This is a genomic window from Mariniflexile soesokkakense (assembly GCF_039650365.1).
Lineage (GTDB): Bacteria > Bacteroidota > Bacteroidia > Flavobacteriales > Flavobacteriaceae > Mariniflexile > Mariniflexile soesokkakense.
On sequence record NZ_JAZHYP010000001.1, the window covers coordinates 45809 to 57865 of the forward strand.

10 protein-coding genes and 1 other RNA gene are annotated in these 12057 nt (G+C 31.8%); 4 read left to right on the forward strand and 7 right to left on the reverse strand.

Features of this window, described 5'->3' with window-relative positions; all coding sequences use genetic code 11:
- Positions 1–400: 400 nt before the first annotated feature.
- Both pheT and VP395_RS00225 read left to right on the forward strand, forming a co-directional pair.
- Complete coding sequence (gene pheT / locus VP395_RS00220) at positions 401–2827, forward strand: phenylalanine--tRNA ligase subunit beta (protein ID WP_346239678.1); 2427 nt, start codon at positions 401–403, stop codon at positions 2825–2827.
- A gap of 95 nt (positions 2828–2922) precedes the next feature.
- A complete protein-coding gene (locus VP395_RS00225) occupies positions 2923–3162 on the forward strand; it encodes a putative signal transducing protein (protein ID WP_346239679.1) in 240 nt (79 codons plus the stop codon).
- A gap of 20 nt (positions 3163–3182) precedes the next feature.
- Here the strand turns inward: VP395_RS00225 and VP395_RS00230 are convergent, their stop codons facing one another.
- From VP395_RS00230 to VP395_RS00240, 3 genes are all read right to left on the reverse strand, one after another.
- Positions 3183–3605 (reverse strand): hypothetical protein, encoded by a 423-nt coding sequence (locus VP395_RS00230; RefSeq protein WP_346239680.1) that lies wholly within the window; start codon positions 3603–3605, stop codon positions 3183–3185.
- 33 nt (positions 3606–3638) lie between these two features.
- Positions 3639–4181, reverse strand: coding sequence for a hypothetical protein (locus VP395_RS00235; RefSeq protein ID WP_346239681.1), 543 nt, complete (start codon positions 4179–4181; stop codon positions 3639–3641).
- Positions 4182–4577: 396 nt separating this feature from the next.
- Entirely contained in the window at positions 4578–6209 is a 1632-nt protein-coding gene (locus tag VP395_RS00240; protein WP_346239682.1) for an ABC-F family ATP-binding cassette domain-containing protein, read from the reverse strand.
- 219 nt (positions 6210–6428) lie between these two features.
- Here VP395_RS00240 and VP395_RS00245 point away from each other — a divergent pair, with 219 nt between their 5' ends.
- Positions 6429–7850, forward strand: a complete 1422-nt coding sequence (locus VP395_RS00245; protein ID WP_346239683.1) for a TlpA family protein disulfide reductase — start codon at positions 6429–6431, stop codon at positions 7848–7850.
- A gap of 5 nt (positions 7851–7855) precedes the next feature.
- On the opposite strand, the gene VP395_RS00250 is transcribed toward VP395_RS00245, so the two are convergent.
- Positions 7856–8659, reverse strand: a complete 804-nt coding sequence (locus VP395_RS00250; protein ID WP_346239684.1) for an SDR family oxidoreductase — start codon at positions 8657–8659, stop codon at positions 7856–7858.
- 123 nt (positions 8660–8782) lie between these two features.
- Positions 8783–8881, reverse strand: an RNA gene (gene ffs / locus VP395_RS00255) — signal recognition particle sRNA small type.
- 87 nt (positions 8882–8968) lie between these two features.
- Between ffs and VP395_RS00260 the strand changes: the two genes are divergently transcribed.
- Positions 8969–10003: a glutaminyl-peptide cyclotransferase gene (locus VP395_RS00260; protein WP_346239686.1), complete on the forward strand. Its 1035-nt coding sequence runs from the start codon at positions 8969–8971 to the stop codon at positions 10001–10003.
- A gap of 3 nt (positions 10004–10006) precedes the next feature.
- Here the strand turns inward: VP395_RS00260 and VP395_RS00265 are convergent, their stop codons facing one another.
- Positions 10007–11152, reverse strand: coding sequence for an MFS transporter (locus VP395_RS00265; RefSeq protein WP_346239687.1), 1146 nt, complete (start codon positions 11150–11152; stop codon positions 10007–10009).
- 355 nt (positions 11153–11507) lie between these two features.
- Positions 11508–11951: a hypothetical protein gene (locus VP395_RS00270; RefSeq protein ID WP_346239688.1), complete on the reverse strand. Its 444-nt coding sequence runs from the start codon at positions 11949–11951 to the stop codon at positions 11508–11510.
- Positions 11952–12057 lie beyond the last annotated feature (106 nt).

A 12057-nucleotide genomic window follows, 5' to 3' on the forward strand; every position in this document is an offset into this window, starting at 1 on the left:
CCAAACATAACAACAAACACGATTCACTGCTGATAGCTGGGTTAGGGATAGCAGTGAAAATCCTTTTTAAACCAAAAGAACTAAACTTTGTTTTGAACTAAGAATTGGTAGATGGCTTTGTACTTCGTTCTAGTCATGACGTTTAAAAAGATTGTAACGCATAGCCCGACCTTTAGGTAACGCCCAAAACACAATCCTTATTTCAAACTTTATTCCATGTTTTTTGTTCAAATATTAGTGTTTGTAATCACGGTTTAGAAAGGAAAAATGAAAAAAAAAATGTAGTTTTGCACTCTTTTAAATAGCAATTGATTTATGACATGCCAATTAATTAAAATGAACCTATTGAATGATTTATTAAAGGCATTGCAACTGACCTCTAAAACAATAAAATAAACAGATGAAAATTTCATACAACTGGTTAAAACAATTTATTAAGATTGACTGGACACCAGAACAAGCAGGCGAATTACTGACAGATTTAGGGTTGGAAGTTGAGGGTATTGAAGCCTACCAATCGGTTAAAGGTGGATTGGACGGCATTGTTGTTGGTGAGGTTTTAACTTGTGTACAGCACCCAAATGCCGATAAATTAAGTATAACTACTGTTAATATCGGTGATGAAACACCACTACAAATTGTGTGTGGTGCTCCTAATGTTGCTGCCGGACAAAAAGTACCTGTTGCCACTATTGGCACGACTTTGTATACAGAAACCGGAGACGCTTGGACTATTAAAAAAGGAAAAATTCGCGGTGAGGAAAGCCATGGTATGATTTGTGCCGAAGACGAACTTGGTTTAGGAACAGGGCATGATGGTATTATGGTTTTAGATACCAATTTAAAAGTGGGTACACCTGCTGCCACTATTTTTGATATTGAAAACGACCATGTTTTTGAAATTGGTTTAACACCAAACCGTGCCGATGCCATGAGCCATTTGGGTACTGCTCGCGACTTAAAAGCGGGTTTGGTACAAAAAGAAATAACTTTAGAATTTATTACACCATCGGTAAGTGCGTTTCATGTAGACAACCGATCTTTAAGAATCGATGTAGAGGTTAAAAATAAAGAATTGGCGCCACGCTACTGTGGGCTTACCATATCTGGCATTAAGGTAAAAGAATCGCCCGTTTGGTTACAACACCGTCTAAAAGCCATTGGTTTAAAACCTGTTAACAATATTGTTGATGCTACCAATTATGTGCTTCACGATTTGGGGCAACCACTACATGCTTTTGACGCTTCAAAAATTTCTGGCAATAAAGTAGAGGTTAAAACCTTAGGTGCAGGCACTAAATTTATAACCTTAGATGGGATAGAACGTACCTTACACGAAGATGATTTAATGATTTGCGATGCCGAAAAACCGATGTGTATTGCGGGTGTTTTTGGTGGAATACATTCTGGTGTTTCTGAAGGAACAACTAGTATTTTCTTAGAGAGTGCTTATTTCAATCCGGTGAGTGTTCGTAAATCGGCTAAACGTCATGGTTTAAATACCGATGCGTCTTTTAGATTTGAACGTGGTATTGACCCAAACATTACCGAATACGCTTTAAAACGTGCTGCTTTATTAATTCAAGAGGTTGCTGGCGGTGAAATTACAAGCGAAATTGTAGATGTTTATCCAAATAAAGTTGAAGATTTTCAAGTACGTTTAAGTTTTGAAAATGCTCAAAAATTAATTGGTGAGGAAATTCCGAAGGAAACTATTAAACGTATTTTAACCTCGTTAGAGATTAAAGTAAATAATGTTACCGAAACCGGATTAGGTTTAACAGTGCCTGCTTACAGAAACGATGTAACCCGTGAAGCCGATATTATTGAAGAAATACTGCGCGTTTATGGTTATAATAATATAAAAACAACCGAAAAACTAAATGCATCTATTTCCAACTCTACACGTTTTGAAGATTATAAAATTCAAAATTTAGTAGGAAACCAATTAGCGGCTCAAGGTTTTTTCGAAATACTTTCAAACTCACTTACCACTCCTAATTATACTGTATTAAGCGAGCAGTTAAAGGAGGCACACAACATTAGTATTCTAAACCCTTTAAGTGGCGATTTATCTGTTTTAAGACAGTCTTTGCTGTTTTCTGGACTGGAAGCGGTGTCGTTTAATATTAACAGAAGACGCTCCGATTTAAAACTTTTTGAATTTGGAAAAACCTACCATGGTTACAATAATAAACGTGAAGAATTCAAACATTTATCGCTATTTGTAACTGGTAACCAAACTATTGAAAATTGGAATGCACAAAACTCTAAAAGCGATTTCTTTTTCCTTAAAGGATATATTATTGGTATTCTAGAGCGTTTGGGGGTGTCAAGATTTAATGAATCGCCTATTGAAAATGATTTGTTTAGTGAAGGCTTAAGTTTTGGATTAGGCAAAATGAAATTGGTTGATTTCGGATTGATTAAAAAACCAATTTTGAAGCATTTTGATATTTCTCAAGATGTGCTATATGCTAACTTTTATTGGGATACTATTTTAGATATTGTGAAGCGCAATAATATTTCATTTAAGGCAATACCTAAATATCCTGAAGTACGTCGTGATTTTGCTTTACTATTAGATGATAGTATTACATTCGAATCTATCCACAAAATTGCCAGACAAAGTGAAAAACAGTTATTGAAAAGTGTGAACCTTTTTGATGTGTACCAAGGTAAAAACTTACCAGCAGGCAAAAAAAGTTATGCCGTTAGTTTTACTTTGCAAGACGAAAACAAAACTCTTACCGATAAGCAGATTGATAAAATAATGAAAACCCTTCAAACTCAATTTGAAAACCAATTGGGTGCGGAGTTGAGATAATCTGTTTTTTGTAAAATATTAAAAGTCGGCAATTGCCGACTTTTTTTTACTCAAAAAATATTGTATATTTAATAATAATCACAATTTAAAAAATTATGACAGATTCTAATTTTATAAAAATATACACGGGAAATTTTGCTGTTGTGAACCGCATTACAATCGAATTGAATGCATTAGATATTAGTCCTATTATTAAAGATCAATCTGAATCTGCTATTTTAGGTGGTTTTGGGGGTACATTAGCTCCCGATTTTCAAGAAGTATTTGTGCATAAAGATGAATTAGATAAAGCTTTACCAATTATAGAAAACATTACTAATGAACTACAACCCTAGTAAAGAACATAGAACATGCCCTATCTACTTTTTTGTATTTTATTAGCTATCTCCCATCCTATCCATGCCATGGGCATATACGCAACTAATATGTCTAATATTGCAAACCAGATAGGTGCTGCTAGCATATAATTAACCATAATACCTCCTAATAAAAACAACCCACCAATAACAAATGAAAATGTCATTTTATGACTTGCAGCTATTAATCCAGCTATAACAGCTCCAGCCATGGTGCCTAATGCATGAGCCAAAAAAGGAAATATAAAATGATAAATTTCAAAATAATTAGCCATGGCTTCGGCTAATACTTGCATATCATTAATATCAATACCTTCTATTGGAAAAACTATATGGCCAATTTGGACTAATCCCATATTTGTAATACTTCCTCCCAGCCATCCTGCAATAACTGCTAGAATATTTCTAATTATTGGATTCATAACTTCATGTTTAAGTCAACTTATTATAGATTTCTAAAACGAGATATTAACAAAAGGAATTACGGGACTCGTATAGATACTTTCCCCATCTTTGTATAACAAATTGTATTTGGCGCCTACGGATATTTTGGATGTAATATTGTATCCAACTCCAACAAATAAAGCAGAATCCCAATATTTTTTTGTACTATTATCTACCTCTGTTTTAGTTGAAACTCTTAATTGAGCAAATTCTAATGAAGTTGTTATTTTTTTACTAAGACTGAATTGAGTTAGTAGGTTTGCTCCATAAGTAGTTGTATTTTGGAGCCCTTTAATTGCCGTATAGCTTCCTTGCACTCCTGCACCAATAGCCACTACATCACTTACTTTATAGATTAAATTAGGAGATAAACTAATATTTGTACCGCCAACAAAACTCAACCCAAACCCGCATCCAAACTTTAACCTTTTTTGTTCATTTCCCGTTACAGTATCTTTCGTTTTTTCAGAAGCAGTATCATTGTTAGCTTGCGAAAACGCAATTGTACTAAAAAAGAAGATGCCTATTGAAAATACCAATTTACTTATTTTCATAATTATTTAGATTTGATTCAGATTCTTTATTTCAATCACGAACAAATATTGATCTATAAAACTTAATTTATACTACATAGATGTTTTTTATAAAAGTAACAGCCTTTTTATAATTTTATAATTAAAAAATTACTATATATATTCTATTTTTATTGAATGTTTTCCTACTAATTCAAATACTAAAATACTTATTATTTACTGATTTTTAATAAGATAATTAAAATTATATTCCCTTATTCAAATAGATAATTGTCAATCGATACTTTTATAAAGGATAGTGCATCATTATTATAAATCAATTAAGTAATAAACTCTAATCTATTATACGCTAAACAATGTATAAAAAAACTCCCGATGGTTATCGGGAGTGAGTGAATATCAAAATAATATGTATTTCTAAACAGTAACCGAATACATTTTATTACGCAATTCTTTTATTTTTGGGTCTTGCATATACTCATCAAACGTGGTATATCTATCTATAACACCATTAGGCGTTAACTCCACCACTCTATTAGCAACGGTTTGTGCAAACTCGTGATCGTGTGTTGTAAACAATATGGTGCCTTTAAAGTTGGTAAGCGAATTGTTAAATGCAGTAATGCTCTCTAAATCTAAATGGTTTGTTGGTTCGTCCAGCATCAAAACATTAGCGCGCACCATCATCATTCTACTTAACATACAACGCACTTTTTCGCCACCCGAAAGCACATTCGATTTTTTTAAGGCTTCTTCACCACTAAAAATCATTTTCCCTAAAAACCCACGGATATTTACTTCTTCTCGCTCTTCTTCTGTAGTTGCCCATTGGCGCAACCAATCAACCAAAGTTAAATCGTTATTAAAAAATTCACTATTGTCTAATGGTAAGTATGCTTGTGTAGTGGTTACACCCCAATCAAATTTACCGGCATCTGCTTTTTCTTTGTTGTTCAATATTTCATAAAAAGCGGTAGTTGCTCTTGAATCTTTTGAGAACACCACCACTTTATCACCTTTTGCTAAGTTTAAATCGATATCTCTAAATAGAACATCTCCATCTTCACTACTTGAGGCCGCTAGACCTTGAATATTTAAAATTTGATCGCCCGCTTCTCTATCACGTTCAAAAATAATAGCTGGATACCTTCTACTGGTTCGCCTTATATCTGCGATATTCAATTTTTCAATCATTTTTTTTCTACTTGTTGCTTGCTTACTTTTAGCAACATTGGCAGAAAAACGACGAATGAATTCTTCCAATTCTTTTTTCTTCTCTTCAGCCTTTTTGTTTTGCTGTGCATGTTGTCGTGCAGCTAATTGAGACGATTCGTACCAAAAGGTGTAATTTCCAGAGTAATGATTAATTTTTCCGAAGTCAATATCTGAAATATGTGTACAAACGGCATCTAAGAAGTGACGGTCGTGCGATACCACAATCACACAGTTTTCATAATTTGCTAAAAAGTTTTCAAGCCATGAGATGGTTTCATAATCCAAATCATTAGTAGGCTCATCCATAATTAACACGTCTGGATTTCCAAATAAGGTTTGTGCTAAAAGCACCCGTACTTTTTGTTTTCCGTCCAAATCTCCCATTAATGTGTAATGAAATTCTTCTTTAATACCTAAATTGGATAACATGGCGGCAGCATCACTATCGGCATTCCAACCATTCATTTCCTCAAAAAGCACTTGAAGTTCGCCAATTCTATCAGCATTTTCATCTGAATAATCTGCATAAAGCGCATCCATTTCAGACTTAATTTTATATAATGGCTTATTCCCCATTAAAATAGTATCTAAAACGGTATGGTTATCATATAAGTTATGGTCTTGCTCTAAAACAGACATGCGCTTACCCGTTTCTAAATGTACATGTCCAGACGTTGGGTCTTGCTTACCAGAAATTATCTTTAAAAAAGTAGATTTTCCAGCACCATTTGCACCAATAATTCCGTAGCAATTACCTGTATTAAAGCTTGTATTTACTTCATCAAAAAGTATGCGTTTGCCAAATTGAACTGAAAGGTTTGAAACTGATAGCATAATGTGTAATATTTTTTTTTTGCAAAAGTAGAAAATTCAAACCGTTTGCCGAAACTTAGTTACCTAATTTTAAAAGTAAAGCTTGGTGATTAAAAAATATGCTTTTTTGAATAAATTGGTATAATGCAACATTTAACAACGCATTAACAGCAGTTTATAAATACAACGCATATTTTTGTAGATATAATTGTGTTTAATTAAACACTTTGATTAGGGATTATGAAACTACGCTTTTTAAGTTTATTAATTATTTTAACTCTGTTAAGTTGCAAAAACGATGGCAATAATTCGGAAGATAATTATGCTTATTTAGGAGGTGAAATTATGAACCCGAATAGCGATTTTGTTGTTGTATCAAAATCCGATATGGTATTAGATACCATAAAATTAGATAACAGAAATAGGTTTCTTTATAAAGTTAATAACCTGAAAGAAGGTTTATATACTTTTTACCATGGCGGTGAAATACAAATGGTTTTATTAGAACCTAAAGATAGTTTGCTTTTTAGATTAAACACGCTTGAGTTTGATGAATCGTTGGTTTTTACTGGCATAGGAGATAAAAAAAACAACTATTTAATTAATGAATTTCTTGAAAATGAAATTCAGGAAAAAAAGATTTTTAAATTCTGCCAATTAAAACCAAATGTTTACGAAAACAGAATAGACTCCTTAAAGGCATTTAAATTAAAAAAATTAAAAACATTTAAAACCAAATACAAACCATCGGCTCTATTCGAAAAAATAGCACAAGCCAATATAGATTACAACTATTATTCTAGCAAAGAAGTGTATCCGTTTGTGCATCATGGCAACAATAAAACTGAAATTATAAAATCGCTTCCTAAAGACTTTTATAATTATAGAAAATCGATTAATTATAATGACATTTTTTTTAAAGAGTACCACCATTATAACTCATTTTTAAGATACAGTATTAATAATTTATCCCTTGAAAACCACTTGCGTCATAGTACAGACGTAGAATTCAAGAGAAGCTCTCTATGCTATAACTTGGACAGGCTCAAACTTATTGATAGTTTAATTAACAATGAAAACATTAAGAACGAACTTCTTTATTACTTTACAGCCAGCTATTTATCAAAAAGCACCAATAGCGAAAATAACGATGTATTTCTAAGTGCTTATTTAAGTAAAAGCAGTGACGAAACAGGAAAAAACGAAATAAAACGTTTTGCTGCATCTTTATACAATTTAAAAGATGGAGGTCATTTTCCTGATATTAAAATTGTTGATTATAACAATACTGAGTTTAATATTAACTCATTAATTAATACACCTACAGTAATTTGTTTTTGGTCTAATACATTCTATAATCATTTTAAAGAAAGTCATTATAAACTTAATGAACTAAAAGTTAAATATCCTGAGGTAAGATTTATTGTTATTAATATTGACGATTTCGGGTCTGACAGACCTAAAACTTCATTAAAAGAAAATAGGTTTAAATTTAAAGATGAATATCAGTTTAAAAGCCCAAAAGAATCTATAGAAGCTTTAGCTATTCAACCCATGACCAAAACAATAGTCATAGACAAGCATCAAAAAATAGTGTATAGCAATACCAATATTTTTTCAATGAATTTTGAAGAACAACTTTTGGGGGCTATTAATAGATAGTTAGCTTATAATTTGTAATGCTTCATAAGTATTTTTTCATAAACCCTGTCTGGTAAAATACGCTTCAAAACAATAGAGAATTTTTGCATAAACTCCCCTACTTTATAATGCCCTTTTGGGTTTTTAGTGTTTATAACTTTTAAAACCGCTTGAGCCATCATATTTGGGTCGCTACCATTATCAACATGCGTATTCATTAAGTTTAAGGTATTTCCGTACGGTTTTTTGTATGGTGAATTATCTAAAAGTGGTGCATGGTACCTGCCAGCAGCAATATTAGTTGCAAAATCACCTGGGGCTATGTTGGTCATTTTTATGTTAAAGTCTTTTAATTCCATTCTAAACGCCTCGGTTAAAAGTTCTAACGCACCTTTGCTTGCACTATAAATTCCTCTATATGGCAAACCCATATATCCTGCAATTGAAGTAATATTTATTATCAATCCACCGTGTTGTTTACGCATTTGTGGTAACACCGCTTTTATAACATTAATAGGTCCAAAAAAATTAGTATCAAAATTGGCTTTAATCTCAGCTTCGGGGATTTCTTCAATAGCACCTGTAATACCTGCACCGGCATTGTTAACTACTACATCTAACCTACCTTCACTATCTAAAATAGTTTTTACAGTTTGTTTAATGGTTTCAATATTCTTAACATCTAACTCTAAAATAGGAAATTTGCCTTCTTTATAATTTTCTGGGTTTCTACTGGTCCCGTACACTACAAATCCTTTTTCGGTTAGATATTCACCTACCGATTTTCCTATTCCAGAAGATCCTCCTGTAATTAATACAACTTTAGACATATTCGATTAAAAATTAACAATGTAAAATTAACAATGAATTATTTTAAATGGATATAAAACTGAAAAAGATTTGAAGAAATATGGAATAAAAAAAAGATTTATGCCTTCACAATAGCGCATAAAAAAAGGCAAGCTACCTACATCACACCGCTACGACCATTTACCTTTGCTGCGTTCCCGCCCTGGAGGATTCAACAGGAGCTGGTTGTGTAGGACTTGCCGATGCAAAGATACAACCTTTTAAAATTTTCACAATGATTTTTTAAACTGATTTTAAATAAATATCTTGCCTTAAATTTAATTTATCAGATGAATACATTTAAATACTTATTAATCATTTCATTAAGTTCATTAATTATTTCTTGTGGTTCTAATACAGGTCAAAATAAAAGTGATTTCAGCATAAGAACCAATGCCGTTAAAGGCGATATTTCTAATAATGAAACCTTAAATCTCTCTTTAGAAAATAAAAAAAGCCATACTATTGATTCTGTAAGCTATACTTTGAATGGTAAAAAGATTAATGATACATCACATTTAGAAACCTTCAAATTAGGAAAACACACCATTGAGGCCACTGTTTACTTTAATAATGAAAAACAAATAACAACCTCAACTATTACTATTTTAAATAGTGAAGCCCCTAAAGTTTATACCTATAAAATTATTAACGAATATCCCCACGATATTACTTCGTATACGCAAGGACTTGAATTTTATAATGGTAATTTATATGAAAGCACAGGACAACTTAAAGAATCAAAATTAAGACAGGTAGATTATAAAACAGGTGAAGTTATAAAAAACATCCATTTAGCCGATGCTTATTTTGGAGAAGGACTCACTGTTCTTAACGATAAAATTTATCAACTTACTTGGCAATCAGGTACTGGTTTTGTGTACGATGTGAATACATTTGAGAAACTAAATAGCTTTAAATACGGAAGCAGTAAAGAAGGTTGGGGTATTTGCAACAATTCTAAAAAACTTTATAAAAGCGATGGCACTGAGAATATCTGGATTTTAAACCCAGATACCTTAATTGAAGAAGACCATATTCAAGTATATACCAACAAAGGTAAAATTGTAGAGATTAATGAAATGGAATGGATAAACGGTGTTATTTATGCTAATCGCTATCAAAAAGATGGTGTTGCTTTAATAAACCCAATAAATGGGGCGGTTATTGGTGTGATTGATTTTTCACCATTAAAAAAGTTAGTAACGCAACATCAAGGTTTAGATGTGTTAAACGGTATTGCTTACAACCCAGAAACCAAAAGCATTTTTGTTACCGGAAAACGTTGGGACAAATTATTTGAAGTTGAGATTATTGAGAAGTAATCACTACATATTATTCTTAGCTTGAAACTTAAAAAACGAATGGGATACTGGAATAAACATCAACCCTAGGACTATAAAAACAATAAAAGCATTTTTCAAGTTAAACGCTTGTGCCAAATAACCTATTAGTGGCGGACCAATAAGCATACCTACAATACCATAAGTCGTAATTATAGATATTGCCATACCTGGTGAATATTTTTTTGAGGTTCCCGCCAAAGACATGGTTACAGGAAAAATAGCAGCTGTACCAAAACCTACAAAACAGAAGCCTAATAACGCCGACCAAAAAAATGGAAATATCACTGCAATAGCAATGCCTAATGCTATTAATACCGAACTTAAAATATACATTTTTTGCAAACCAAATGCACCAACTAACCTATCGCAAAAAAACCTTGAAAGCGCCATGGTAGTCATAAACATAAGGTAACCATAGGTGAATACTTCTTCGTTTACTACATCTTTAAAATAAACTCCGCTCCAATCGAACATACCACCTTCACAAATGGCACCTAAAAATATTAAAACCCCCAAATACAAAATAAAGGGGTCTGGTTTTCCTATTATGAGTTTATTGCCAGTAGTAGATATATCTCCTTTAACGGTAAATTGATAGGTTATTAATGCTATTATCAAACCAGCTATTGAAACACTTAACAGGTGAATTTGAATAGATACACCCATTTTTACCATAAGCGTAGAAATGGCAACACCTATTAACCCGCCCGTACTCCACAGCCCATGAAATGCACCAACCACACGTTTTTCAAACTTCTTTTGTAAAGTTATTGATTGAGTATTTACTGAAATATTTAAAATTCGCATAGAAAACGAAAACAAACAAACCGATAATACCAATAAAAAAGGTGTATTGGCAAAACCAATACAAGTTAAGGCTATCGAGAAAAAAACGAACGATATTATAAGTGGTACGCGACTATCAAATTTTGATACCAACCAACCAGAAATAGGAAGTCCTATCAAAGAACTTATGGGCATTGCTAAAAGAATGGTACCTAGTTCGGCTTCATTTAAATTAAAAAATTCTTTAATGGTTGGAATACGTGATGCCCAAGACGCAAAACAAATACCCGACAAAAAAAAATAGACACTTAATGCTATACGTTGTTTATTTCTTAAATCCATTGGTTATTTTGCAATTTTAAACAATCGGATGTAAACAATGAATGCATTTATTCTTGTTGTAAAAAAGATTGCTTTTAGGTTTTTGTAGGATGCTTTTCATCCTGTTTATTAAAGCCCAAAATTACAATCTTTTTTACTTATTATTAATATAATTTACTTGTAATGCGCCATTTTATTTTAACAATATTCTCGTATATAACAATATAATGAATCGTTAAATCTTATTGGTTTTATAGTCGATTTTATGTTTAAAAGTTGCTGTTTGTCTAAAACGCACATTAAAAGTTTTTTATAATCTTTCTCTATTTAGCTAATAGATTCGGCGAAAAATATATCAGCCTGTTTTTTTGTAAAACTAGTGCAAAAGTAACTTTTGTTTATTCTCTCTAATAACAGCTTTGATTAGCTTGAATAATTGCTTTTTTACTGATTTATAATTTTCAAAATAATCAGCAACCAAAACAATAAGTTCGCTGTGTTCTCTTTTGTAATTTTCTTCTTCCTCTAACTCATGTTTTTTGTTAACCATTATTTTAAGGTCGGCTTCATGTTTTTGTATTGTCAAATAAAGTTTATCTGTTTCCTTATGTAAATTAACAAGCTTATCTACTATTTTTTTACTTTTAGCAAAATGTTTAGAGTCTACAAGTTTTAGTGTATAAGATTTTATCAAATCATCAAAAAACAACTGTTCGTCTTTGGCGAACAACAATTCTGACAACCAATTTCGCGACTCGTTATGCATAACTTCGGCACTTAGCCCTTCTAAATACTTAACATCTGTTTGTGGTGTTTTCATGATTTAAAAATTTAGATTTCTATATTATTTTGAAATATTTAATATAATGATATTCATTATATTAAACAATAATCAATCCTATTTTATTCTTAGAGCAATTTTATTT

Coding starts and splice junctions, on each gene's coding strand:
- pheT (WP_346239678.1), top strand. CDS start 401: ATGAAAATTTCATACAACTGGTTAAAACAATTTATTAAGATTGACTGG.
- VP395_RS00225 (WP_346239679.1), top strand. CDS start 2,923: ATGACAGATTCTAATTTTATAAAAATATACACGGGAAATTTTGCTGTT.
- VP395_RS00230 (WP_346239680.1), bottom strand. CDS start 3,605: ATGAATCCAATAATTAGAAATATTCTAGCAGTTATTGCAGGATGGCTG.
- VP395_RS00235 (WP_346239681.1), bottom strand. CDS start 4,181: ATGAAAATAAGTAAATTGGTATTTTCAATAGGCATCTTCTTTTTTAGT.
- VP395_RS00240 (WP_346239682.1), bottom strand. CDS start 6,209: ATGCTATCAGTTTCAAACCTTTCAGTTCAATTTGGCAAACGCATACTT.
- VP395_RS00245 (WP_346239683.1), top strand. CDS start 6,429: ATGAAACTACGCTTTTTAAGTTTATTAATTATTTTAACTCTGTTAAGT.
- VP395_RS00250 (WP_346239684.1), bottom strand. CDS start 8,659: ATGTCTAAAGTTGTATTAATTACAGGAGGATCTTCTGGAATAGGAAAA.
- VP395_RS00260 (WP_346239686.1), top strand. CDS start 8,969: ATGAATACATTTAAATACTTATTAATCATTTCATTAAGTTCATTAATT.
- VP395_RS00265 (WP_346239687.1), bottom strand. CDS start 11,152: ATGGATTTAAGAAATAAACAACGTATAGCATTAAGTGTCTATTTTTTT.
- VP395_RS00270 (WP_346239688.1), bottom strand. CDS start 11,951: ATGAAAACACCACAAACAGATGTTAAGTATTTAGAAGGGCTAAGTGCC.